The organism is Bacillus sp. URHA0034, from assembly GCF_056280405.1.
In genome coordinates this window covers 5,807,841-5,832,908 of record NZ_JBWCDK010000002.1, presented here as the reverse complement: position 1 = coordinate 5,832,908, position 25,068 = coordinate 5,807,841, and the positions used below count along the sequence as shown (strand labels likewise).

General features: G+C 39.7%; 19 protein-coding genes, 1 pseudogene and 1 riboswitch. Of the genes and pseudogenes, 12 read left to right on the top strand and 8 right to left on the bottom strand.

Going from position 1 to position 25,068, the window contains the following annotated elements:
* Window position 1: 1 nt before the first annotated feature.
* On the bottom strand, window positions 2–1,003 hold the full coding sequence (locus ACZ9EE_RS30290) for an NAD(P)H-dependent flavin oxidoreductase (protein WP_476032303.1): 1,002 nt from the start codon (window positions 1,001–1,003) through the stop codon (window positions 2–4).
* A gap of 210 nt (window positions 1,004–1,213) precedes the next feature.
* Window positions 1,214–1,315: riboswitch (purine riboswitch) on the top strand.
* 117 nt (window positions 1,316–1,432) lie between these two features.
* On the opposite strand from ACZ9EE_RS30290, the gene ACZ9EE_RS30285 reads away from it, so the two are divergent.
* From ACZ9EE_RS30285 to ACZ9EE_RS30265, 5 genes are all read left to right on the top strand, one after another.
* Complete coding sequence (locus ACZ9EE_RS30285) at window positions 1,433–2,026, top strand: xanthine phosphoribosyltransferase (protein WP_476032301.1); 594 nt, start codon at window positions 1,433–1,435, stop codon at window positions 2,024–2,026.
* Entirely contained in the window at window positions 2,026–3,336 is a 1,311-nt protein-coding gene (locus ACZ9EE_RS30280) for a nucleobase:cation symporter-2 family protein (protein WP_476032300.1), read from the top strand. The genes ACZ9EE_RS30285 and ACZ9EE_RS30280 overlap by 1 nt, the downstream gene beginning before the upstream one ends.
* A gap of 256 nt (window positions 3,337–3,592) precedes the next feature.
* The gene (gene arr, locus ACZ9EE_RS30275) at window positions 3,593–4,009 is read left to right on the top strand and encodes an NAD(+)--rifampin ADP-ribosyltransferase (protein WP_476032298.1); all 417 of its coding nucleotides are present in this window, start codon (window positions 3,593–3,595) and stop codon (window positions 4,007–4,009) included.
* 448 nt (window positions 4,010–4,457) lie between these two features.
* Window positions 4,458–5,012 carry a CBO0543 family protein gene (locus ACZ9EE_RS30270; RefSeq protein ID WP_476032297.1) on the top strand — a complete coding sequence of 185 codons (555 nt, stop codon included), beginning with the start codon at window positions 4,458–4,460 and terminating at the stop codon, window positions 5,010–5,012.
* Window positions 5,013–5,378: 366 nt separating this feature from the next.
* Window positions 5,379–5,510 (top strand): hypothetical protein, encoded by a 132-nt coding sequence (locus tag ACZ9EE_RS30265; protein ID WP_476032295.1) that lies wholly within the window; start codon window positions 5,379–5,381, stop codon window positions 5,508–5,510.
* Window positions 5,511–7,241: 1,731 nt separating this feature from the next.
* Here the strand turns inward: ACZ9EE_RS30265 and ACZ9EE_RS30260 are convergent.
* Window positions 7,242–7,487, bottom strand: coding sequence for a hypothetical protein (locus ACZ9EE_RS30260; RefSeq protein WP_476032293.1), 246 nt, complete (start codon window positions 7,485–7,487; stop codon window positions 7,242–7,244).
* 126 nt (window positions 7,488–7,613) lie between these two features.
* Window positions 7,614–7,841, bottom strand: coding sequence for a spore germination protein (locus ACZ9EE_RS30255; RefSeq protein WP_476032291.1), 228 nt, complete (start codon window positions 7,839–7,841; stop codon window positions 7,614–7,616).
* A gap of 385 nt (window positions 7,842–8,226) precedes the next feature.
* Between ACZ9EE_RS30255 and ACZ9EE_RS30250 the strand changes: the two genes are divergently transcribed.
* From ACZ9EE_RS30250 to ACZ9EE_RS30230, 5 genes are all read left to right on the top strand, one after another.
* Entirely contained in the window at window positions 8,227–9,132 is a 906-nt protein-coding gene (locus tag ACZ9EE_RS30250; RefSeq protein WP_476032289.1) for a putative selenate ABC transporter substrate-binding protein, read from the top strand.
* 14 nt (window positions 9,133–9,146) lie between these two features.
* Window positions 9,147–9,905, top strand: coding sequence for a phosphonate ABC transporter ATP-binding protein (locus tag ACZ9EE_RS30245; protein WP_476032288.1), 759 nt, complete (start codon window positions 9,147–9,149; stop codon window positions 9,903–9,905).
* Entirely contained in the window at window positions 9,902–11,536 is a 1,635-nt protein-coding gene (locus ACZ9EE_RS30240; protein WP_476032286.1) for a PhnE/PtxC family ABC transporter permease, read from the top strand. Before ACZ9EE_RS30245 ends, ACZ9EE_RS30240 begins: the two co-directional genes overlap by 4 nt.
* A 271-nt stretch (window positions 11,537–11,807) precedes the next feature.
* Window positions 11,808–12,974 (top strand): MFS transporter, encoded by a 1,167-nt coding sequence (locus ACZ9EE_RS30235; protein WP_476032285.1) that lies wholly within the window; start codon window positions 11,808–11,810, stop codon window positions 12,972–12,974.
* A gap of 72 nt (window positions 12,975–13,046) precedes the next feature.
* The gene (locus ACZ9EE_RS30230; protein ID WP_476032283.1) at window positions 13,047–13,385 is read left to right on the top strand and encodes a hypothetical protein; all 339 of its coding nucleotides are present in this window, start codon (window positions 13,047–13,049) and stop codon (window positions 13,383–13,385) included.
* A 14-nt stretch (window positions 13,386–13,399) separates the two neighbouring features.
* Here ACZ9EE_RS30230 and ACZ9EE_RS30225 read toward each other — a convergent pair.
* The 5 genes and pseudogenes from ACZ9EE_RS30225 to ACZ9EE_RS30205 all read right to left on the bottom strand — a co-directional run bounded on the left by ACZ9EE_RS30225 (window position 13,400) and on the right by ACZ9EE_RS30205 (window position 20,239).
* Window positions 13,400–15,478, bottom strand: a pseudogene (locus tag ACZ9EE_RS30225) (thioredoxin domain-containing protein).
* A gap of 33 nt (window positions 15,479–15,511) precedes the next feature.
* On the bottom strand, window positions 15,512–16,342 hold the full coding sequence (locus ACZ9EE_RS30220; protein ID WP_476032282.1) for a D-alanyl-D-alanine carboxypeptidase family protein: 831 nt from the start codon (window positions 16,340–16,342) through the stop codon (window positions 15,512–15,514).
* Window positions 16,343–16,391: 49 nt separating this feature from the next.
* Window positions 16,392–17,585: a nucleoside transporter C-terminal domain-containing protein gene (locus tag ACZ9EE_RS30215; RefSeq protein ID WP_476032281.1), complete on the bottom strand. Its 1,194-nt coding sequence runs from the start codon at window positions 17,583–17,585 to the stop codon at window positions 16,392–16,394.
* A gap of 256 nt (window positions 17,586–17,841) precedes the next feature.
* Window positions 17,842–19,431, bottom strand: coding sequence for an amidohydrolase (locus ACZ9EE_RS30210; protein WP_476032280.1), 1,590 nt, complete (start codon window positions 19,429–19,431; stop codon window positions 17,842–17,844).
* Between the two features lie 133 nt (window positions 19,432–19,564).
* A complete protein-coding gene (locus ACZ9EE_RS30205) occupies window positions 19,565–20,239 on the bottom strand; it encodes a hypothetical protein (RefSeq protein WP_476032279.1) in 675 nt (224 codons plus the stop codon).
* 304 nt (window positions 20,240–20,543) lie between these two features.
* Between ACZ9EE_RS30205 and ACZ9EE_RS30200 the strand changes: the two genes are divergently transcribed.
* Window positions 20,544–24,203 (top strand): polysaccharide deacetylase family protein, encoded by a 3,660-nt coding sequence (locus ACZ9EE_RS30200; RefSeq protein ID WP_476032278.1) that lies wholly within the window; start codon window positions 20,544–20,546, stop codon window positions 24,201–24,203.
* A 225-nt stretch (window positions 24,204–24,428) separates the two neighbouring features.
* Complete coding sequence (locus tag ACZ9EE_RS30195; RefSeq protein ID WP_476032277.1) at window positions 24,429–25,028, top strand: NADPH-dependent FMN reductase; 600 nt, start codon at window positions 24,429–24,431, stop codon at window positions 25,026–25,028.
* The last annotated feature ends 40 nt before the right edge of the window (window positions 25,029–25,068 follow it).

The following is a 25,068-nucleotide window of genomic DNA, read 5'->3' as shown; positions in this document are numbered from 1 at the left end:
ATTAATTCACACTTACACTCGATAATTTACCAGCAGAGCTATTAATCTTTTCCAAGGCTTGTTTGTATTCCAATTCTAACCGGTTAATAATATCTGCCGCGGATTCAATCCGATCAATTGCGCCGACTCCATGGCCGGCAGACCATATATCCTTCCATGCCTTGGCATTTGTTTCTTTTTGCATATCGTCAAAATTCACTTGGTCTTTCTTAACTAATCGGCCCGGGTCAAGCCCCGCTTTTTTAATACTTGGGATGAGCATGTTTGCCTTTACGCCGGAGAATGCATCCGTTAAGATCAAATCCTCTTGTGTTGCCTCAACGAGCATTTCTCTATAGTCATCATTAGCCATACTCTCGGTAGCCACAATGAAACGTGTTCCCATATAAGCAAGGTCGGCCCCTGCCGCTTGCGCTGCTAAAATGCCTTTTCCAGTGGAAATAGCGCCAGCAAGAATGATGAGTCCATCCCAAAATGACCGCACCATATCAACAAACGCAAAGCTATTAAGTTGTCCGGCATGGCCGCCAGCACCGCTTGCCACGAGGATTAGACCATCTACACCCGCCTCGGCTGCTTTTTTAGCAAATTTTAAATCGCTTACATCTGAAAAAACAAGTCCTCCGTATTCATGCACAATCTCAACGACGTGCTTCGGACTTCCCAAAGAGGTAATGACTAACTGTGGTTTATGTTTTTTAATTAAGTTAAGTTCATCCTGCAGACGGCTGTAAGAGCTATGTACCACCATATTCATAGCCCAGGGAGCAATCTTTCGATTCGGGTCAGCTGCCAGTGCCTCAGCCAAGTCTTCATTTAACTGTCCCATCCACTGATCTAGCACTTCAATTGGTCTTGCATTTGGTGCAGGAAAAGAGCCAATCACTCCATTTAAACAGCACGTCTTCACTAACTCGGTGCCTGATACTAAAAACATCGGTGCAGAAATAGCTGGTAACCGGAGTTGGTTCCACCAGCTTTCAGGTATTGATTTTTGCAACATAAACCCCTCCTTGATTTGGAATATTCTGACTAAATATCTGTATGTTAATAGTACTCGAAACTGAATGACTATTCAATCTTAGATTTCAGCCTTCCCTTAATAGGATGAAAATGGTTTCAATAAGCGAATGATGACGTATTTTTTTGTATGAATGTTCGTTTTTTGCTAAAAAAGGATTGATTTCCCCTATTATCCTGATATAATGTGATTATATTAATAGATAGTTTCGCTCATATAATCGCGGGGATATGGCCCGCAAGTTTCTACCGGATTGCCGTTAACAATTCGACTATGAGTGGGTAATGAATTTTGCCTATTGCGCTTTTTTCTTAAAGCAATTGAGAAGCCCAATGGTCATTGCCTCACTCGGATATCTGTGTGAGCGATGACTATTGGGCTTTTTTTATTATTCAAGGGGGATTTAACATTATGAGATTACTAGAAGAAAAGATTATTTCGGAAGGAAGGGTTCTGTCTGATCAGGTCTTAAAAGTGGATTCGTTTCTTAACCATCAAATTGACCCTGTCCTAATGAATGAAATTGGAAAAGAATTTGCGGCACGATTTGCTAACGAAGGAATCACGAAAATCGTAACGATTGAATCTTCTGGTATCGCCCCTGCTGTGATGGCTGGATTATATATGGATGTGCCAGTTGTGTTTGCTCGAAAAAGAAAATCTTTAACCCTTACAGATGACCTGCTTACTGCGTCTGTCCATTCGTTTACCAAAAAGGAAACAAACGAAATATCCATCTCGAAAAAATATTTAGACGAAGAGGACCGGATCTTGGTTATTGACGATTTCCTCGCAAATGGACAAGCAGCGCTGGGATTAGTTGAGATTGTCGAACAAAGTGGTGCTAAGGTGTTGGGAATTGGGATCGTGATTGAAAAGGCTTTTCAGCAAGGATCAGAAAAACTAAAAGAACGTGGATTAAGGGTGGAATCATTAGCAAGGATCGCCTCCCTGGCAAACGGGGAAGTTCAATTTATCAATGAAAAAGTGGAGGAATTAGTCTAATGAAACAAAGTCCATGGAAAACAGCGTCTTTAGGAATTCAGCATGTATTAGCAATGTACGCCGGGGCTGTTATTGTCCCATTAATTATCGGCGGAGCTCTTCATTTTTCCGGTAAACAATTAGCCTATTTAGTTTCACTCGATATTTTAACTAGCGGTATCGCTACCCTTCTTCAAGTCTGGCAAAATCGTTATTTCGGGATTGGGCTTCCAATTGTTCTCGGCTGTACCTTCACGGCGGTGGGCCCAATCATTGCGATTGGCGGTCAGTATGGTCTATCGGCCATTTATGGATCAATCCTTATTTCCGGAATTATTGTGATTTTAATTGCTTCTTTTTTTGGAAAGCTTGTTCGTTTCTTCCCTCCGGTTGTAACCGGATCTGTTGTAACCATTATTGGACTTACACTCATTCCTGTTGCCATGAATAACGTTGCCGGCGGACAAGGAAGCCCCGATTTTGGTTCAGTAACCAATCTTGGCCTTGCTTTTGGTACCTTATTATTCATCATTGTTCTATATCGTTTCTTTACAGGTTTTATTCGTTCCATCTCCATTTTACTAGGATTGATTGCAGGTACGATTGTGGCGGCCCTTTTAGGTAAAGTGAATTTTTCGGCTGTTGGTGAAGCATCATGGTTCCACATGGTCACTCCCTTGCACTTTGCTGCACCAACATTTGAACTAGCTCCAATCATTACAATGACACTTGTGGCGATTGTAAGCTTGATTGAATCATCTGGTGTGTATTTTGCTTTAAGTGATATTACTGGAAGAAAATTAACGCAACAGGATTTAGTAAAGGGATACCGTGCTGAAGGACTTGCTAGTATAGTAGGTGCCCTATTTAACTCCTTCCCTTATACGACTTATTCACAAAATGTAGGCCTTGTTCAGTTTTCAGGTGTTAAGTCGAAAAATGTAATCTACACGATGGCTGGAATCTTAATTTTCCTTGGATTTGTTCCAAAGATTGCCGCATTAACAACGGTTATTCCTACCTCAGTTCTTGGCGGCGCGATGGTCGCGATGTTTGGTATGGTCATAGCTTCAGGTATTAAAATGCTTAGTAAAGTGGATTTCACATCCCAAGAGAACCTGTTAATCATCGCCTGCTCTGTTGGGGTTGGTCTAGGAGTTACAGCGGTTCCTAATTTATTTGACGCCCTTCCGGAAAGTGTGAAAATTTTAACAAACAGTGGAATTGTTGCAGGAAGCTTAACTGCTATTATCCTCAATATCATCTTCAATGTTGCAAAACCTAAGCAGCAAAGCCAAACGGTAAACACTAGAAAACAAACTGTGGCATAACAAGTAGGATAGTAAATGAAGGTTAAACGTAGGGGTAAATTAAGAAAATCAAAACAACCACCAATCATAATCGACTGGTGGTTTTATTTTGTGCATTATGCAAAACGTAAAACGTAAAAAATAAGTAAATGTCGTTCAATATCCTTCTCTCTACTTACATTATACCATAATTTTCAAGTTATTTATAGACTGTTCTTTTTGTAATTTCGACATCATACTGATATATACAAATCTAAAAAATAAGAGGTGTATGAGTATGAACGACAAAAAAGATGTTTTAGATAACGGTCCTTTTTTTCATGGCACTAAAGCAGAACTGAAAATTGGAGATTTGTTAGTGCCACAACACTTATCAAATTACCAGGATAAGAAATCCAACTATATATATTTTACTGCGACATTAAATGCTGCTAAATGGGGTGCTGAATTAGCAAGATCCGAATCAAAGGAAAGAATTTATATTGTAGAACCATTAGGTGATTTTGAAAATGATCCGAACTTAACTGACAAAAGATTTCCTGGAAACCCGACACGTTCTTATAGGTCTAAATCTCCTTTGAAAATAATAGCCGAATTAGGTTCATGGGAAAGACATTCCGACGAAGAAATAAATCATATGCTTACATCTTTAATAAAGTTAAGTGAACAAGGAAAAAATGTAATATACGATTAATCCTTAAAATCTATAAAGTCATGCCAAACAAAACCAAAAATAAATAATAAAATTATTTTAGATAATTTATACTAGTAATCTTTGGTTCTATTTCCTCTTTTTAGCACACTAAAAGGTTAATATAATAAAGATATTGATTGACCCCCAGAAATATATTGTTAGCCGAGTCCATTTTTGGATTGGGCTCTTTTTTATTTTCCTTCCGTTCAACAAGTTCCTTAGATCTAGCTAGAATAAGTCCTCTAGTTACAAATTCACATTTTTTACAAGCACCTTGACCAGTTCTTCTCTTGTTACTTTAGGTTCCACAAATTTATATTGTTTCATTGCTATCAACTCCATGAGGACATTTTTCTCGTATTGCGTAGTAACGACCTGAATACATGTATTCTTCTAGGGTAATACTTGTATAGTGATTTATACGTCAAACAATTATTACGGTGTGACAATGAAACATTCTTTTCCCTCATTTGAGGAAGTACAAAATGCAAGAGAAAAATTTAGTGATTTAGCTTTTAAACATTGGCTTCATGATGATTTATTCACTTGGAAATGGTACTTACTAGTATTTCTATCTATATTTCCATGGATTATTTGGTGGTTCATAGTAGATAAGAAACGACTTCCCGAATTGGTTTTGTTCGGTGGATTAATTATGATTCCTACTTACGTTCTGGACAATATAGGGACAGATCTAATGTGGTGGGAATACCCCGATAAATTATTTCAAATGATTCCCCCTTTGTTACCAGCTGACCTTACATTAATTCCGTGTTCAATGATGTTAATATATCAATGGTCAAAGTCATGGAAATCATTTTTAATATTTAATTTTATACTTTCGCTATTTTGTACTTACGTAGGAGAACCCATATTTATTTGGCTTAATTTTTATGAACTTAAAACATGGAAGTTGATTTACTCACTAATTTTTTATAATCTAGGTGGAATAATTGTTAGATGGTTAGTTCTTAAAATATTTTCAATAAGTGAAAAACACTGAAATATTTTGGTTTTTATTTTCACATTATTAAGTTCCATAATAGCGATATACTTATTACTTGGTCGGGGGTTGCTCTCGGCTTTTTGTTTTATTAGGCCATGCTATCCCCCGAAATATGCATTAGGGATAATAAATTATCTTCAACACAAACTATACCCAATCTAAAGGAGGAACTGTTATGCGTAATAATACCGGGTTTGCTGCTCTTATTTTCTTCTCAATTTTAAGTATAATTGCGACAACAATTTTTAGCAGTATCATCATATCTCAAAATAACAGCATAAAATCGAAACTTGTAAAAAAACAACAATCGTGATTCATTCAAGATGAGTAAAGGACAGCGGTTCCTATGCCCTTCCTGAAGATGTGAAAATTTTAACGAACAGTGGAATTGTGGCAGGAAGTTTCACTGCGATTATCCTCAATATCCTCTTTAATGTTGCAAAACCTAAGCAGCAAAGCCAAACGGTAAACACTAGAAATCAAACTGTGGCATAAATAGCTATTTAGTAGGGGTTTAACGCAGCGGGAAAACAGGAAGTTATACCCATATAACTCTTACTTATATGGGTAAACTTATTATTAGAGCAAGGCTTAACAACAAACCTCACTGTGTATGGCTACTACATCATGATAAATTTTAGCCTTGCTCGCAAATCACACCCAATTACCCATATCATTCCAGTACTGGAATCCATACTATACATAGGGTATATTTAGTTCACACTAAGCCAGGTTTATTCGATCGTCTGTATACTTTACAATGACTACTCGTTTGTGAGTAGTCTTTTTTTATTGAGAGGTTTAATCAATAAATGATCTAGTGAAATAAGGAAGAATCAAAAAAAGCAATGCATTAGAGCTAAGTAGTTCAGTTTTAAGGTAGAAAAACTAAATTATAACTGTACTTTGCAGGCCAATTCGCAATATAATTGAACTATTCATTTTTGTGGATATATCAAGGTTTGAATGGAATGATATCTAAACTTGCAATAAAAATGGCATATAAATTAGTACATGGACAATAGTTATTGGCCATATGTTATTTGATGCGACAAACGTATGATTTAAATAAGGTGAATGATAAGTAATTTTAACTTCCGCTTGCTGTTCAAAACATCAGACGGGCAAAAGTGCCGGAAAATAGGGAAGCTTTGAACAGTATGAGGAAAAAATATATCAGTCCTGTCCGAAGTCGAGGCATCTTCTGACAGCAGATGGCTCATTTACTTCAGTTCTGTCAGAAGTCGAGGTACCTTCTGACAGCAGATGGCTCATTTACTTCAAATCTGTCAGAAGTCGAGGTATCTTCTGACAGCAGATGGCTCATTTACTTCAGTCCTGTCCGAAGTCGAGGCATCTTCTGACAGCAGATGGCTCATTTACTTCAGGTCTGTCCGAAGTCGAGGTATCTTTGGACAGCAGATGGCTCATTTACTTCAATCCTGTCCGAAGTCGAGGCTCTTCTGACAGCAGATAGCTCATTTACTTCAATCCTGTCCGAAGTCGAGGCATCTTCTGACAGCAGAAGGCTCAATTACTTCAGTTGTGTCCGAAGTCGATGCATCTTCGGTCAGCAGATGGCTAAATTACTTCAATCCTGTCTAAAGTCGAGGCATCTTCTGACAGCAGATAGCTCAATTACCTCAATCCTGTCTGAAGACGAGGTATCTTCGGACAGCAGAAGGCTCAATTACTTCAAATCTCTCAGAAGTCGAGGTATCTTCTGACAGCAGATGGCTCATTTACTTCAGTTCTGTCCGAAGTCGAGGCATCTTCTGACAGCAGAAGGCTCAATTACTTCAGTTGTGTCCGAAGTCGATGCATCTTCGGACAGCAGAAGGCTCAATTACTTCAATCCTGTCTAAAGTCGAGGCATCTTCTGACAGCAGATAGCTCAATTACCTCAATCCTGTCTGAAGACGAGGTATCTTCGGACAGCAGATGGCTAAAATACTTCAATCCTGTCCAAAGTCAGGAAATCTTCTTACAAATAAGTTTTCCGACACGCTAGCAAAAAACGCTCGGTTTCCCAAGCGTTTTTTTTTGCTGATTTTCGTACAAAAGCAGTGTTAATCAGTTAGATAGCTCAGTTTTGCATTTTAATTTTCTACTCGATAACTGAACTACTTAACCTTATAGCATTGCTTTTTCCATTTCCACCCGTACTTTTAGTATCATTCGATCTTTTTCCTACTAGCGTGATCAAGTTAATGAAAGAACCTTATCTTACCAAAAGAAAAACGGGATAACTTCAAATCCGATAAATGGAAAGAAAATAGGAGGTCTGAAAAATGGTCGTGGTCCCCAGAATCCATATCCGTATCCGCCACTTGAGCTAGAAGATAATTCTTCGATCTCAAGACCATCCTTTCGAACCTCAACCACTCTTCCGATTGACCATTCCCCTTGCTCGTTTTTAAATTGAACCATTTTTCCCATTAAACGAGAAGCTTGATTATAATCAAATTCCATTCATATGCCTCCCTTCAAATAAAACTTACAATAGAATATGAAGCTAGTCCTAAATGTGTAAAGGTTTAAGCCTGTTTTGTCCAACTTTATTCCTCGCTAGGAAGCTAAAAAGAAAAAACCGACAGGCTATGCTAAACCCTGTCTGATCATATCTACTATTCCTGATAGGCTCGTTTGAGATATACCACTTGCTCCACTGCTGGTTGAAGTACTACTTCCGCCGGTGTTTTCTCCACTAGATCCTGATGTAGTATTTGTAATGGATATAGGTGCAATCGTTACCGCTCCGCCAAAGTTCACTATCCCGCCTGAAATAGTCCCAATCGTAATTCCATCTCGGTTGACCGCCGTCATTAAACACTCCTCCCTCCTTTTTTCATTATATGTACAAGGTAGAATGCTTGTTTAAGCATCTTCATTAATCTAAAGAAAAAAGAGGTGATTAATCGCTTATCATTATTATTCCAAATCATTTACAATTGTTTTCTACTCAAAAATCTAGAGGATGTTGAAGAATCGTCACAAATGACGGTTTAGGAATAAGAACCAGACCTCTGCCTCTTGGCAGGGGTTTTTCTTATCAATCCTGTGTTTCTATCTGAATTTCCGCTGTTTTCCTATTCAAAAAATCGATTAAAGTATATAGAACAAATAGATTAAATGAATTTATTAGACCCACTTCTTTCTTTATAATGAGAAAGGCATTAAGAATTAACTATACTAAGAGGTGCGGACATTTATGAAGAAATGGTTATCTGTGTTATTATTAGCTATGCTGGTTTTCTCCTTAGCAGCATGCGGAACGCAAAAGGACGATCAAGCAAGCAATACAAAAAAAGATACAACTAGTACAAAAGAAGTGTTCAAAATTGGGGCAATTCCTGACCAAAATGCTGCCGAACTGGATAAAGGTATGACAGCTGTTGCAAAATATTTAAGTGAAAAAACGGGGATGAAGGTAGAATTCGTTCCATCTGTTGATTATGCTGCCCTTGTAACAGGGTTTCAACGCGGCGAAATTCATATGGCCTGGTTTGGCGGTTTAACGAGTGTTCAAGCGATCAGCCTTGTTCCTGGTGCTGAGTCTTTCGCACAAAGACCAAGAGATGCCGAATTCCACTCTGTTTTCATTACTCAACCAAATTCAGGAATTACCAAGCTTGAAGATTTAAAAGGTAAATCGTTCACATTTGGCAGTGAAAGTTCGACGTCTGGACATTTAATGCCACGTTATTACTTAACAGAAGCTGGAATAGACGCTAGCAAAGACTTTGATGGAAAGCCAAACTTCTCTGGCTCACATGATACTACTTATAAATTAGTAGAATCAGGTGCATTCAAAGCGGGTGCACTAAACGAAGCGGTCTGGGAAGCAGCCGTAAAAGATAAAAAAGTGGATACAAACAAAGTAAAGGTATTCTATACAACCCCTTCTTTCTATGACTATAACTGGACAATCAACAACAATGTTGACGATGTTTTTGGAAATGGTGCTAAAAAGAAAGTAGAAGATGCCATCCTCTCCATTACAACAGATCAAAAAGAAATTACTGATTTCTTTCAAACCGATAAATTTATTGAAACAAAAAATGATAACTATCAAAAGATCCAAAAAGTGGCAAAAGAACTAAACATCATTAAGTAGTAGGTGTCAGAGAAATGTCTTCAAAACATATGATTGAAGCGAAAAAATTAACAAAACACTTTGAGCGGAAGATAGCCATATCTTCCCTTTCTTTTACGATTAAACAAGGCGAATTAGTCGCATTAATTGGACCAAGCGGAGCGGGTAAAACCACTCTGCTTAATTCTATTGCCGGGCTTGTCCCCATTTCCGGGGGGGACCTGCTCATCGATGGCCGGCCCCTATCTGCTTATAAAAAAGGAAAAGGGTTTGCTAAAAAAGTCGGCGTGATCCGCCAGCAATTCGATTTAATTGGACCGCTGGCGGTCATCCATAATGTGCTTGCCGGAAAACTTTCGGAATGGGTAACGGTTAAATCCCTTTTCTCCCTTTTTATCCCCCAGGAGAAAGAGTTAGCAATTCGAGCGTTAGAACGAGTCGGACTTGACGATAAGGCCTTTGAAATCACCTCCACTTTATCAGGGGGAGAACAGCAGCGTGTCGCCATCGCAAGGTTAATGGTTCAAAAACCAGAAATCATTTTAGCCGATGAGCCAGTCGCTTCACTTGACCCGGCCAGAGCCGCTGACATTTTATCTATGCTGACAAAGTTTGTCACTGAGGAAAACCAGACCTTAATTACCAGCCTTCACTCCGTTGAATATGCTAGAAAATATTTTACAAGAATCATATCGATGAAAAATGGCGAAATCTTTTTTGATTTGCCAGCCGAGCAAGTAACCGATGACCTCCTAGCTGAGTTATACCAAATAAAAAGCGGTGGTTCCCTATGAACTTAACCCGCTTATTTCGCTTGCATAATCGCTTTCTCCTTTCCCTCCTGCTGGCAGCTATTTTTGGATGGAGTCTTTTTTCGATTCGGTGGAATGCCGATTTATTTCATTCCGGCGGGATTCCAACGTTATTGCAAATATTCGAAGGTTTAATTCATCCGGACCTATCTGCAGATGTTCTCCTGCTTGGATTGGAATCATCGTGGATTACACTAGCATATGCAATTGCGGGAATGTCCTTAGCGATTCTATATGCCTTTGTTGTTGGGATTCTAGCATCAGGTGTAGTAACGTCAACAAAGACCTCGAAATTGGTTTCAAAGGTGTTTTTTAGAGGTATCTTAGGGTTTACGCGTTCGATACATGAACTCATTTGGGCCTGGCTGTTTGTGGCCGCGGTGGGGCTCTCCCCTTATGCAGCGATATTTGCCCTCGCCATCCCCTACGGTGGTATCTTGGGCCGGATTTTCGCAGATATGTTAAATGATGTTTCAGAGGAACCGATTAAAGCATTAAAAACATCAGGTGCCTCTAAGTTGCAAACTCTAATCTATGGCTACCTGCCATTGATTTGGGCCGATATGATTAGCTATACGATGTACCGCTTTGAATGTGCGATTCGTTCTTCAGCCATTATGAGCTTTATTGGGCTTGGCGGACTGGGGTACCAAATCCAGCTGGCCCTGCAGGACTTAAAATACGATCGAGTTTGGACCTATGTGTTTTTTCTGATCGGACTTGTCATCTTTGTAGATTTATGGAGCAATTTTGTAAGAAGGGCCTTAACAGAGCGAAAGAAACATCGAGGTTTTAGTCCTGGCTGGAGATCGGTCTTTTTTACGGCATTGCTTATCATTGGTTCATGGGTATTTATCCAAACAAACGAAAATGCGCAATTTCTTGAACTGTTTTCTAATCGGAATATCGAAGCAGCGAAAAGATTTTTCGGCGGACTTATTGGTATAGGTGTTGATCATCCAGCATTCCTTGAAGGCAAAAGCTGGACGGCTGCCTTAAAGCTTACGCTTGAAACACTGGAAATGAGTATTATGGCAATTGGGTTTGCCACCATCACCGCCTTTATTACCGTCGTTCCGGCAGCACGGAACATCGCAAATGGTAAATTAACAGGGGGTAAACAAGGGTATAATTGGCTCCTATATGGTGTGGTGCGGCTCGCTTATATTTTTTCCAGGGCAGTTCCCGAACTTGTTTGGGCGATGATGATTATCTTTATCTTTAAACCGGGTTTGTTACCTGGGGCCATTGCCCTTGCCCTGCATAATTTTGGGATCCTAGGAAAGTTATGGGCTGAAGTAATTGAAGATATGGACTCCCGCCCCATCCGAAATTTAGCAGCATCGGGTGCTTCTAAAGTAGAAACCTTCTTTTATGGAATTCTGCCAATTGTCATGCCTAGATTTCTAACCTATATTCTTTATCGGTGGGAAGTGATTATGAGAACAACCATTGTTGTCGGGTTTGTTGGGGCTGGCGGTTTAGGGATGGACTTTAAGCTTGCCATGAGCTATTTCAATTACACGCAAATTACCTTACTCCTCTTATGTTATATGATTCTCGTCATTATTGCGGATTTTGCCTCGGAAAGCACTAGAAAAGCAGTTAAATAAGAAAAAAGCACATTTCAATAGAGATGTGCTTTTTTCTTGCTATCAAAAACTATATGATCGCTATCAAATTGCTAGCTTTTTATTAGCATGATGTTTCATATGATTAACTAAGCAATTTTATCAATATACTTCTTCTGTTGTACTTCTCGAACAGTTAGATTGCATAGTATTTCCAAGCAAGGAAATAATGGGATGTAAATGCTTGTTTTCGAACATTCCTTTGCTATACTCTAAAATAGAATGACTTTTAATCATCGGGGGGGTGAGAACTTTGCAAACAAAGAGGGCTTTACCTATTTTATTTCTAGTTATGTTTTTAGTCATGGTTGGTTTTGGAATCATCATTCCGGTTTTACCTTTTTATGCGCAGGAAATTGGGGCTAATCCAACAGAGCTCGGTTTGTTAATGGCGGTTTATTCGCTTATGCAGCTTATTTTTGCTCCAATATGGGGGCAGGTTTCTGACCGAATTGGGCGAAAGCCGGTGATGATGCTTGGAATCGCTGGACTGGCACTCTCCTTCTTCATCCAGGCCATTTCCACGCAATTGTGGATGCTGTTTGCTGCAAGAATACTCGGCGGCATTTTATCCTCAGCCAATATGCCAACTGCGATGGCCTATGTAGCTGATATTACGACAGAGGAAAACCGTGGTAAGGGAATGGGGATTATCGGAGCAGCGACAGGCCTTGGCTTTGTTTTTGGGCCGGCAATAGGCGGCATTTTTTCAAAGATCAGCTTAAATATGCCTTTTTATCTGGCAAGCGGATCTTCGTTTATCACGCTAGTGCTTGTATTCATTTTATTAAAAGAGTCCAAACAGAATGGGAGCGAAACGGTACAAAAGAGACCAGCTTTCTGGAAAGCACTTAACGGTCCCACCTCGATTCTGTTTTTCGTTCAGTTTCTAATTTCGCTTTCTCTCTCAGGACTGGAAGCGACATTTGCTTATTTTGCTGCTAAAAAAGCAGGCTTGGATTCCATACAGCTTGGTTATATTTTCATGATAATGGGCTTCGGCAGTGCGCTCGTTCAAGGTGGATTGGTTGGCAGATTAACCAAGAGATTCGGTGAGAGAGTGGTAATACAAGGAGGTATGATTGTCTCGGCGATTGGATTCGGGCTCATCCTGTTTGTCCATAGTTTTACTACGGCTGCTATTTTTCTAACTATTTTTGGGTTAGGTAATGGCGTAATCCGGCCTAGTGTTTCTTCCCTTTTGACGAAGCTGTCGACAGCAGGTCATGGCAGGGCGACCGGCTTATTATCTTCATTTGATTCACTCGGCAGGATTATAGGACCGCCATTAGGCGGATGGCTATTTTCGCTAACCATTGGACTGCCTTACATTTCGGGGGTTGTGATTACAATGGTTGCCTTTGTATTATTTCTAATCTTCCGTCCTCAGGTGAATCCTGTAAAAATAACCAATCTCTAATTTATCAGGCATATGTTGCTGGGACATGCATAAAATGGGTTTGAGGATTCAATAGAAATGAGGAGCATAAACATGAAAAGAAAAACCCTTATCAGTGTTTTTTTCGTTGTGATTCTCTTAGGCTTTTCAGCTTATCTTGATTCACCATACTCATTTTTGAATAAAGACTATGCCTATTCAAACGATCAGCCAGCTGCGGCCATTCCATCAGCTGTGGAACCTGCAGCAGATGTCCCTGCAACAGAAGAACGGCTTGTGAAACGTGAAAAAAAAGATGGGTATATCCTAGAAACATATGAGGAATATGAAGTCTATAAAGATAAAGATGGTCATATTTTAAAAAGTGAACCCACTGGCCAAACCGATACCCTTAAATACTGGGACTATAGCAAGAGTAAAGGAATCAGTTAAGACCGCTAGTATTTTTAGCGGTCTTTTTTCTTAATCAGGGCTAGTGCCTCATCTACATCGTTTGTTGGTTGATTACATACAAAATTTTCGCAGACATAAATGGTCGTTTTCGAATCTTTCATACGATAATCTTTGGTAAACGGTGCTTCTTCTGCCAATTGTGCCTGATCACTACTAACTAAGTAGGTAATCTCCGGGTGAAAACCTGTTTGCAGTTCCTTTACTAGTTTATCGTATGTTTTTTCGGATGAAAGGACGATTACCTCCTTCATTTCCATTTGTGTAAGCAAGTAAGCTTGCAACAACAAGGTATGTCCTGTTGGATATCTCGTTAACTCATCCGAAAACAGATCAAATAATTTTTGGACCTTTACCTCTAACTCGTAGTCACCTGTCAAACGCGCAAGCCGAATCATTTGTAAGGCAGCAACACTGTTTCCTGATGGTATAGCCCCATCATAGGCTTCTTTTTGCCGAACTAGTAATTCTTCATGATCAGTTCCGCTAAAGAAAAACCCGCCATCCTGGTGGTCCCAGAATAGATCAACCATATCTTTTGTAAACTTCCTAGCTTTTGAAAGATACAATAATTCTAGTGTGCTTTCATACATTTCTACATAAGCCCACAGCATAAAAGCATAATCATCGATAAATCCTTCATTCTTGACTTCGCCATCACGGTAGCGGACCATTAAACGGTTATTGATGATTAGGTGATTTTCAATAAAAGCGATGCCCTTCTCTGCAGACTTTAGATACTCATCATGCTCGAAAGCACTGCCCGCTTTTGCAAGGGCAGCAATCATTAGCCCATTCCAGGAGGTAAGGATTTTATCATCCTTATAGGGATGGACCCTTCCCTCTCTATGCGTAAAAAGCCTCTGCCTTGCCTCTTCCAACTGATTTTTTAGAGACTCAACAGATAGATTATGTTGATCAGCGAAAGAGTTTAAATCCACGTTAATTAAATTTGGGATGTTATGACCTTCAAAATTCCCATGTTCGGTTATATCATATACATGGCAATATAAGCTGCCTAACTCTTCTCCCAACACTTCCATCACTTCATCAGGTCTCCAAACATAAAACTTTCCCTCTTCACCTTCCGAGTCCGCATCTTCTGCACAATAAAACCCGCCATCTGAATGCTGCATATCTCGAAGAATATAAGTAAGAATTTGCTCGGCAATTTGTTTAAAACGGTCATACTTGGTAATCTGGTAAGCTTCTGTATAGGCTATAACCAGCAGGGCATTATCATAGAGCATTTTTTCAAAATGTGGGACAAGATAATACTCATCAACGGAATAGCGCGAAAATCCGAAGCCGATATGATCATAAATACCTCCTCGAGCGAGTCCATCAAGCGTTTTTACCACCATATCCAGGGCGTGTTCATCATTTCTAAATTTGTAATAACGTAAAAGAAACATTAACGAATGAGGCATCGGAAATTTAGGGGCTTCGCCAAATCCGCCATACTTGCCATCAAACCGTTCAACAAAATCATCGAAGCATTCCTCTATTACTTCTTTAGATAATTTGACTTGAGGTCCTTCTTGTTCCTGTGGTGTCAATGCCCCCAGTACACTTTCAACCACTTCATTAATATGATCAGGGTCTTGTTGGTATTTGTTTGATAATCCGACAATTAGCTCCTTAAATCCAGGTTGTCCATAGCGGGCTTCTTTTGGATAGTACGTCCCAGCATAAAAAGGAACTTTTTCCGGCGTCATAAAAACACTCATCGGCCAGCCGCCGTGACCCGTCATCATTTGGCAAACCTGCATGTAAATAGAATCAATGTCAGGCCGCTCTTCCCGGTCCACCTTAATCGAGACAAACCGTTCGTTCAATAGCTTCGCCACATCTTCGTCCTCGAAGCTCTCTCTTTCCATCACATGACACCAGTGGCAAGTGGACTAAGCCCACTAGGAGTAGCCAATAGAAACAAATACAGGTTTATTTTCTGCCTTTGCTTTCGCAAAAGCCTCGTCTCCCCATGGGAACCATTCTACAGGATTGTGAGCATGTTGAAGAAGATAGGGAGATTTTTCTTGTATTAGTCTATTAGCTTTTCTCTCAGTAGTCATTAGGCATCATCTCCTTTCATAAACTTATACGAATCAGCGGGCCGAAAGTGCTTGCATATAATCAAACGAATAGTTTGCCATTGTTTGGATATCACTGTATTTTGACTTTTTATCCGTTTTCATAACAACAGAAATGACTTCCTTATCCCCCTTTTTTAGATATTCCACTAACGTATGCTGTGCTGCATTGGTAAAACCAGGTTTCCCAGCAATAGCATATGGCATGCTGTGGAGGAGTGTATGGATCGTTTTTTCTTGTCTGCTTGTTTTTATTTTCGTTGTTTGGGTAGACAAGACCTTCAGCACGTTCGGATGTGCGATGGCTTCTTTGGTGATAAGCGCCATATCATATGGTGTGGTGTAATGGGCCGGATGATGTAATCCATTTGCTGTTACGAAATGGGTGTCTTTAAGTCCCCATTGTTTCACGGTTTGATTCATAAGTTCTGCAAATCCGGCTTCACTGCCAGCGACATTTTCAGCAATTGCCACAGCGACATCATTTGCACTTAACAATAATAAAGCCTTCATTGCGTCTTGCTTAGAAATCATTTCGCCTGCAGTCAGTCCGAAACAGATACATTCTTGTTGTGCTGCATGTCGACTAACCGTTAACTTTTCCCCATCGTTCAAACGATCATCCAAAATGGTGGCCGTTAACACTTTGGTCATACTCGCCGGATATGCTTTTGAATGAGCATTCTTGTTGTAAAGAATCTCGCCTGTGACCGCATCGATGGCGACCCCATACTCTCCCACAATGCTAGGTGCTTCTGCCTCCGCCGTACTCAGCTTCTGGGACAATCCATTTAGGATTAAAAGGATTATACTGGTTGTTATAACGAATTTCTTGATGTTTGCCATGAAGTTCCTCCAGGAGAGTCCAGCTTATCATAGTAGGCTCCAATGTTATTTACCAAATAAACAATCCCACATACAAGGCACTAAGAAGCGAAACAGCAATCCCGCTCACTAACAGCTTCCAGACATTTTTTCCAATGATACGAGACTTTTCATCCCCCATGATAGAGGAGATGGCTCCGTAAATCATCCCCACCGTGCTAAAATTGGCAAAGGACGTCAAAAACGTTGTAGCCACCGCTACTGTATGACGTGGTAATGAACCAATATGCTTCTTAAGATCAATCATCGCCACAAATTCATTTGTCGCGAGCTTTGTTCCCATCAGCTGAGCCACATACATAGCATCATGGCCTGACAATCCGAGAAGAAAAGCAAACGGACTAAAAATAATGGAGAAAATCTTTTGGACCGTAAGCCCATGTACAAAAAATCCTAATATTCCATTTACACAGGCAGTTAACGCAACGTAACCCACCACCATCGCCATAATCACAATCACCATACGAATTCCGACTAGCATACTATTGGAAATGGTAGAGAAGAAATCTTTTCGTTCATTCTTGGAAGGAACATAGACAATATCTTCTTCTTTACTGACATCAATCGGATTTAACAAACTTGCCAGCAATAAAGCATTGAGGCAGTTTAACGGAATAGCTGCAAATACATAGATACCCGGAACCATGCTTAGGTAAGCGCCGATAATCGACCCGCTAATGCTGCTCATGCTCATGATTCCAAACGTAAGCAGGCGGTTTTCCTTCAAGACGATGAGCTGTTGTCGAATCACAGCCAATGCCTCGGTATTTCCAAGGAACATCATTTGTAAAGAAAAGAAGCTTTCCAACTTAGGTAGTCCTGAAACCTTGGAAATCACCCAGCCTACTTTATCGATAATCCAGATTAAAATCCCAAAGTAGGAAAGGATGTCAAAGAAGGTAATGATAAAAATAATCGGCATTAACGCACTAAAGAAGAAATCGACCGATGGATTCGCCATCGCAGATGGGAAAACAAAAGAGATCCCCTCGTTAGCACAGGAAATCAGAAACGTAAAGAATGAGGCAATTTGATTGATGATCCATGTTCCGATTTTAGTCGCAAGCATAAACCAGGTAATCAGCAATTCGATCACGATTAAACTAAGAATAGAACGCCATTTTACTTTTTTCTTATTAGGTGAGCAAAGGAATACCAGACCTAAAACAACCAAAACCCCTAGTATATTCATTAGAAAAAGCATGCAAACACCCCCTGTACTCGGGCTTCCTTGTAAAAGAAGTCCTCATTCCAAGTACAATACTGTACTTGATAATCAAATTAATCAGTATCTAAGTAAATAGTCTGCATGTTTTATTTCTAGTTTATTCACATTTCCGAGTAGGCCGACAGACATCTGTTGCCCTCACCCTCTTATACAAAAATAAAAATAAACCAACCCATTATTCATAGGTTGGCAGTGTTTTATAAATCGATTTGGAATGTTTGCATTATCTATGTTAGTTGAAGCTAACTCTGTCAAATACCGTTTTGCCCGCAACGACTGTTTTTACAGCTTTTGCTGCCAGCATATCTTCGGATGTTCCCGCAAATAAATCCCGATCAAAGATGGAAAAGTCTGCTGCATATCCAGGTTTAATTAGCCCGCGTTCGTGTTCCTTACAAATCGCTTTTGCACTTCCAATGGTATAAAGTTGAATGGCTTGGAATCGGGACAGCTTTTCTTCTGGAAGATATCCATCATGCTCTGCATAAGGTTTTTTTCGCTCTACTGCGGCATAGATAGAATATAAAGGATTGATATCCTCTATTGGTGCATCTGTTCCAGCCGCACACAGTAAGCCTCGGTCTATTAGTTTTTTCCAGGCGTAGGACCATTCCAACCGGTCTTCACCCAGTCGATTTATGACCCAAGGGAAATCAGAAGGGACAAACGCTGGTTGAAGGTCTAACACAACGGGTAACTTTTCCATTCTTTCTACTAAGTCTTCACGCAATACACAGCAATGAATCAGTCGGTCTCGTTTACCATTCGTAAGTGGATATTTTTCTATGGTAGTAAGAACTTGTTCTGCTCCTGCGTCGCCGATCATATGGATGGCCACAGCTTCATCATACTGACGGGCTTTTTTCACAAGCGCTTCTAATTCTTCATCGGTATGAATGAATAAGCCACGCTTCTCCGGTTGATCGGCATATGGTTGAGATAATGCTGCTGTAGCCCCACCTAATGCACCATCAACAAAGATTTTCATAGCCCCCGGTTCAATAAAGGGCTCGTCAAATGAAACATGTGCTTTCATCATTTCTTCAAACACGCTATTATGACGTAGCAGTGTGACTCTGAAATGATGTTTTTCCCCTACCACACGCTGGAAAGCGGTTAACGGATTAATAAACTCTCCAAAGTAGCTCATATCTTCGGTATGTCCACCAGTTAAACCATATGACAACATCTGATCAACCGCTAGATTAAGAGACTCGGTTAACGACTCTATGTACGCTTCGCCCTTTCTTGGAATGGCTTCTGTCACGGCATTGGCTGCTTGGTCATATAACAAACCATTTAACTTACCATCGTTATCCCGGCCGATTTCACCGCCTGCAGGGGATTCACTTTCTTCAAAGATTCTGCCTGCTTCAAGTGCTGCCGTATTCCCCAAGATCACATGATGACAAATTCTTGTTAATAGGATAGGTTCCCTGCGAATGTCATTGAGCTCTTGAATGGTCGGAATCCGTTGATCAGCAAAGTTATTTTCATTCCATCCTTCACCAAACAACCACTGATCGGCAGGTGTGTTTTTTGCTGCCTCTTTCACCATTTCAAGCATTTCTCCTGCAGAAGTGGCCTTCGATAAATCTAACCGGGTTAACTTTTCACCTTGAAAAATCATATGCAGATGACTATCAACGAAACCTGGATACATGGCGGCACCTTCCAAATCAATCAGCTCATCTGCCTGATCCGTGAGTTCATCAAGTGTACCTGCCGCGATAATTTTGTCCTCGTCAGTCAGGACCGCGTCTACCATTTCACCTTCCTTTTCCATCGTGTAAATCGTTCCGCCATACCATAGTCGTTTCATAATTGTGCTTCCCTCTTTTCACTTAACTTCTGATATCAAGCAAGGACCGTCCTTTTTCAGAATATATGATTTAATCTCAAAAATAAACAAAAGCAAAATAAAAAAAGGACCGCTTAGATCCTTTTTAAATAAATTACTTTTTCTTTCCGTTGTTGACTACTTGATCCTTACGGCTGGCAGCTTTTTCTCTAGCTGCTTGTGAAACTTGTTTTCCGTGATTGGTTGTCGTTGTACTAGGTGTTGTTGATGTTGTACTAGGTTTTGTTGATGTTGTACTAGGTTTTGTTGATGTTGTACTAGGTTTTGTTGATGTTGATTGTGAGATTTTCGGTACCGTCATGGTAGATGTTTTTGTGCTAGTTGTTGCCATAGTAGGTTTCTGATTCGTTGTAGTATTTGTAACAGGTGCAATTGTTTTAGCAGTTGATGAAGCAGCACTTATTTTCGTCGTATTCCTTTGAATCTGAGCTGTTGTCTTAGTATTTTTGGTACCTGCTTCTAGTGTAACAATCTTAGGAGATACCCTGGTCTCCTCGTCCTTTATATTCGTTGCAGGTACTGGAACTGGTTGTTCCACCGTATTTTTTACTTGAGTAACTTCTTTTCTAACAGATTTTTGTGTTTGAACCTTTACCGGCTTTTCTGTGGGGTTATGGTTATCAATTGTTTTTTGGTCATCAGATAAAGGTAAATTATTAACTTGAGTTAATGGTTTAGTAGTTTGATCGGTTAACAAGGTGTTGGTGACAGAAAATGTAACGGATCCCACTAACACCATAGTTAAGGCCCCTATAATTCGTTTGTTCATCTTTTTCCCCTTTTTTCTATGCAAGATTCACTACAAATTTCGACCAATCCCTACGGTTATATGGGGGTAACTTAATAGTTTCTTGGTTAATCATAGATAAAACTCGACCAGAAATCCCAAAAATTCACTCGACTACCATGGTTAATCTTAAAAAAAATTACAGCCTACCCCCAAAATCCTTTCATGACTGCCTAATCTTTTGTTGGTAGTCTATTTTTTTGTCGAAAAAACTGTAAATAAGATAAACATATATCTCTATAAAATTAAAGCTAAATTTTCAATACCACACCTATAAGGAGGAATCATGGTGAATCGAGTTTTTAGGTGGATGGTTCGTTCATTTTTTGCACCTGTTACTGGTAATAGAGGTGCGATTGCGAGTTCTCTCGGATTTTTACTGGCCTTTTTGCCTATATATAGTGTAAGGATTCCATTATTGCTAGTTCTTTCACTTTTATTTCGTCTTAATATAATCGCCCTATTTTTGGGAACGTTCATAACCCTTTTTATTCCCACTATTCGAGAGCTGCCTTCCCTGAAACTACATGTGTTGAAGGGTTACAATCTAACACCAATCTTGGGTGGATTAATTGGACTAGTTTGTTATTTTATCTTTCATTGGTTTTACAATCTGGGGCTAAAAAAAAGGGAACGGAATCCAGAACATGTTTTTCTTGATCCTGCAAAAAGACGCTGGTCAATCATTAAACGAATGAGTGCGGGCTTTATTGTATTATTGGTTTTTGTCACATTTATTTTTATGGAAAGTCTATATACCGACCCGTCGTTTCCTAAACTTCAATTAGCTAAAAGCGGAGCCACGAACGGGATTCAACCAATAAATCAAAGTTTTAGTGAAGAAGAGCTTGCTTCACAACTTCAAATGGCCAATCACCTCCCTCTCGTTCAAACAAAGAATAGTCGACTCAACAAAAATCAAATTTCTGTCAACCAAGAGGTTTTTGGTTTTTATGTGAATTGGGACGAAAACAGCAATAACTCTTTTGAAAAAAATATTAATTCGATTACAACCTTAGTGCCGGAGTGGCTGCAGCTTACTCCCGATTTAACCTTTAATAGCAGTGCTGACTCAGCTATTATGACTAAAGCAAAAGAACATAAGATAAAAATTCTTCCAGTAATTAATAATTTTATAAATAATCAATGGGACGGTGCAACTCTCCACCGATTATTTACTAATCCTGGTGCGGAAGATTTTTTTATTAAAGATTTGTTAGCATACGTGAGAGCAAATGACTTTGCTGGTATCAATATTGACTTCGAAAATGTAAGTCAAAATGATAAAACCTATTTAACAAGCTTTACTAAAAAAGTGTCTGAGCAATTCCATCAACAAGGTCTCATGGTAACCATTGACGTCCCGCCACGTAATAATGCTTTTGACTATGCTTCATTAGCAAATGAAGTTGATCGGATGTTTGTCATGCTATATGACCAGCACAATTCGACGAGTACCCCTGGACCTGTCGCACCATTAAATTGGGTAAAAGAGAGTTTAAACGAGCTCAATATACCTTCCCAAAAATTGATCTTGGGTTTGGGAAGCTACGGTTATGACTGGGAAGAAAACTCCAAGAAGCCTGCTGAAACCGTAACATTCGGAGATATCATGACTCTTGGAATTGGAACGAATCTGCAAATCCAATGGAATAAGCAGGCAGGCAACCCTTATTTACGTTATAAAAGAAACGGAAAAAAACATGTCGTTTGGTTTTTAGATGCCGCAACATTCTATAATCAAATGAAGATAGCAAGTGATTCAAAAGGAATCGCCGTTTGGCGCTTAGGTTCAGAAGATCCTTCTATCTGGAACTATATTAATAAATCAAAGGCAATCGACAACCCATCCCATGCCCTTCAAACTCTGGTCAGTTCTACACCTGTTCACTATTCAGGTGCAGGAGAAATTTTAAAAATTGTTTCACCATCCGAAAAAGGGAAAAGAACCATTGAAATGGATTCACAAGGTTTGATCCAAGATGAAACCTATACGAAATTACCAAAGCCTTTTGAAGTGGTTCGATATGGAAAACCAAAAAAGAAAGAAATTGTCCTCACGTTTGATGACGGACCGGATCCAGTCTATACACCACAAATATTGGACATTTTAAACAAATATCATATAAAAGGTTCCTTCTTTATGGTTGGAAAGAATGCTGTACAGCATCCAGAACTGGTAAAAAGAATTTATAGCGATGGCCATGAAATTGGCAGTCATACCTTTACACATCCTAATGTGGCATCTATCTCTCCATTGCAAACAAAATTGGAGTTAAATGCCAATCAGCGTTTAATTGAGGAAATTACCGGTCATTCGATGACCCTATTCCGCCCTCCATATGTGGCCGATGCGGAACCAACCACTACGAACGAGCTGCTCCCTATCATGCGGGCACAGGATATGGGTTATACGATGGTCGGTGAATTAATCGACACGGACGATTGGCAAAGACCTTCTAGTCATCAAATTGTGAAGCGGGTGTTGGAGCAGCTGTCAGAAGGAAATGTCATTTTGTTTCACGATTCAGGTGGTGACCGCTCTAACACAGTAAAGGCTTTGCCAATTATCATTAACGAACTTAAAAACCGTGGCTATACCTTTACCACCATTGGTCATTTAATCGAAAAAAAGGATAGTCAGATTATGCCCTCTGCTAATTATGACAGCACGTATTTGGTCTATGACAAAGCTATATTTAAGCTCATGCAGGGCTGGCGTTTAGGTTTAACCATTCTTTTCTACTCAGCTATTATCTTAGGGATTTTGCGTTTGGCACTATTTTTCTTCCTTTCTAGAAAGCAGGTAAAAGAGTATAAAGAGGCTGTCATTGACCCTAACTTTACACCCTTTGTCAGTGTCGTGATCGCTGCCTATAACGAGGAAAAAGTAATTTGCAAGACCGTTGATTCTATTCTTTCCAGCGATTACCCTGCCTTCGAGGTGCTAATTATCGACGATGGTTCAAACGATGATACGGCAGGTGTTGTTCAAAAAACTTACACAGACCACCCCTTTGTTAGATTAATTAAAAAATCTAATGGGGGAAAATCTTCTGCTGTTAATCTAGGTTTTAAGGAAGCAAACGGAGAAATCGTGGTTGCACTTGACGCTGATACACTCATTGCAGAAAATGCAATCACCCTGCTAGTTAGCCATTTTAAGAATGAACATGTTGCTGCAGTTTCTGGCAATGTTAAAGTTGGTAATAAAGGAAATCTCCTGACTAACTGGCAGCATATTGAATATGTGACAGGCTTTAATCTTGAAAGAAGAGCTTTCGCCGCTCTTAATTGTATTACAGTCGTACCTGGTGCGATCGGTGCATGGAGAAAATCAACCGTAATCGAGGCAGGATCCTTTCAAGAGGATACACTGGCAGAAGATACCGATATCACGCTTACTCTTTTGCGCTTAGGGAAAAAGATTGAATTTGAAGAAAAGGCTTATGCCTTTACAGAAGTTCCGGAAGATTTGAAAAGTCTAGCAAAACAGCGGTACCGATGGGTTTATGGTACTTTGCAATGTCTATGGAAACATCGCGGGGCCTTATTTAATAAAAAACACTATTCATTAGGATATATCGGGCTGCCAAATATGTGGATTTTCCAATATATCTATCAAACCATTTCTCCGATTGCGGATCTATTGTTTCTCATCGCGCTTTTTAGCGGAAACGCTGGAAAAGCAGCCATAGGATTTATCCTATTTTATTTGCTCGATTTTGTTACAGCCTTATATGCGTTTCGTCTGGAGAAAGAAAGTCCTAGACCACTAGGTTCCTTGTTCTTACAACGAATCTTGTACAAACAGCTTATGACTTATGTGGTGATAAAATCGATTTTCTCTGCAATAAAGGGAGTAACTGTTGGTTGGAATAAACTTAAACGAAACGGTAATGTTACGCAGGAAACCTATATGGTGAAGGTTAAGGAAAATATGTAAAAGTGTATCTGTACAGGTCTTTCTCATCCGAGAAAGGCTTTTTTTTATAGACCTGATTATCTCCTGGAGGTTTGGTTTAATACTATAAATAGTTTGTAAAAATGTGATATAAAACTGTATAAAGTCACGCTCAATAACAGATATTAAGTAATATTGGGCTTGTTAAAAGGATAGTAAAGGAAGAACTTTTCTACCTACTTTAATTTAGCCGCAGGTGGTGTAGGAATGAGTTTTTTCAGCAGATTATTTGGTCAAGAAACTAAGGAGGAACAGAGTATGGCAAATGAAAAGTTAAACATCGGGATTATTTTAGGAAGCACTCGTCAAGGGCGTGTAAGTCCACAAGTCGGCGAATGGGTAAAAGGAATAGCTGATAAACGCGGCGATGCAAGCTACGAAATCGTCGATATTAAAGATTTTGACCTACCATTCTTAGGCACCACTGACGGTTCTGAGCCTGGTTTAGGAAGATGGAATGAAAAGCTTACAAGCTTAGACGGATTTGTGTTTATCGTCGCAGAATACAACCATAGTGTTACTGGGGCATTGAAAAACGCTCTTGATTGTGCACGCGAGGCATGGAACAATAAAGCGGCTGGAATCGTCAGCTATGGATCTACCGGCGGTGCACGTGCTGCAGAGCACTTGCGTGGAATTTGCGGAGAGTTAATGATTGCCGATGTCAGGGTCCACCCAACATTATCTTTATTCACTGATTTTGAAAACGGCACTGATTTCAAACCACAGGATTTACACTTAAACAATGTCAATGCCATGCTCGACCAAGTTCTTGCTTGGAGCGGCGCATTAAAAACTGTGCGATAATAGCAGCATTCATTTGAATATTAGTAGTTCAGTTATCGAG

Bases quoted from the DNA above. Each gene is read 5' to 3' on its own strand.
- ACZ9EE_RS30290 (WP_476032303.1), bottom strand. From the start codon at position 1,003: ATGTTGCAAAAATCAATACCTGAAAGCTGGTGGAACCAACTCCGGTTA.
- ACZ9EE_RS30285 (WP_476032301.1), top strand. From the start codon at position 1,433: ATGAGATTACTAGAAGAAAAGATTATTTCGGAAGGAAGGGTTCTGTCT.
- ACZ9EE_RS30280 (WP_476032300.1), top strand. From the start codon at position 2,026: ATGAAACAAAGTCCATGGAAAACAGCGTCTTTAGGAATTCAGCATGTA.
- arr (WP_476032298.1), top strand. From the start codon at position 3,593: ATGAACGACAAAAAAGATGTTTTAGATAACGGTCCTTTTTTTCATGGC.
- ACZ9EE_RS30270 (WP_476032297.1), top strand. From the start codon at position 4,458: ATGAAACATTCTTTTCCCTCATTTGAGGAAGTACAAAATGCAAGAGAA.
- ACZ9EE_RS30260 (WP_476032293.1), bottom strand. From the start codon at position 7,487: ATGGAATTTGATTATAATCAAGCTTCTCGTTTAATGGGAAAAATGGTT.
- ACZ9EE_RS30255 (WP_476032291.1), bottom strand. From the start codon at position 7,841: ATGACGGCGGTCAACCGAGATGGAATTACGATTGGGACTATTTCAGGC.
- ACZ9EE_RS30250 (WP_476032289.1), top strand. From the start codon at position 8,227: ATGAAGAAATGGTTATCTGTGTTATTATTAGCTATGCTGGTTTTCTCC.
- ACZ9EE_RS30245 (WP_476032288.1), top strand. From the start codon at position 9,147: ATGTCTTCAAAACATATGATTGAAGCGAAAAAATTAACAAAACACTTT.
- ACZ9EE_RS30240 (WP_476032286.1), top strand. From the start codon at position 9,902: ATGAACTTAACCCGCTTATTTCGCTTGCATAATCGCTTTCTCCTTTCC.
- ACZ9EE_RS30230 (WP_476032283.1), top strand. From the start codon at position 13,047: ATGAAAAGAAAAACCCTTATCAGTGTTTTTTTCGTTGTGATTCTCTTA.
- ACZ9EE_RS30220 (WP_476032282.1), bottom strand. From the start codon at position 16,342: ATGGCAAACATCAAGAAATTCGTTATAACAACCAGTATAATCCTTTTA.
- ACZ9EE_RS30215 (WP_476032281.1), bottom strand. From the start codon at position 17,585: ATGCTTTTTCTAATGAATATACTAGGGGTTTTGGTTGTTTTAGGTCTG.
- ACZ9EE_RS30210 (WP_476032280.1), bottom strand. From the start codon at position 19,431: ATGAAACGACTATGGTATGGCGGAACGATTTACACGATGGAAAAGGAA.
- ACZ9EE_RS30205 (WP_476032279.1), bottom strand. From the start codon at position 20,239: ATGAACAAACGAATTATAGGGGCCTTAACTATGGTGTTAGTGGGATCC.
- ACZ9EE_RS30200 (WP_476032278.1), top strand. From the start codon at position 20,544: ATGGTGAATCGAGTTTTTAGGTGGATGGTTCGTTCATTTTTTGCACCT.
- ACZ9EE_RS30195 (WP_476032277.1), top strand. From the start codon at position 24,429: ATGAGTTTTTTCAGCAGATTATTTGGTCAAGAAACTAAGGAGGAACAG.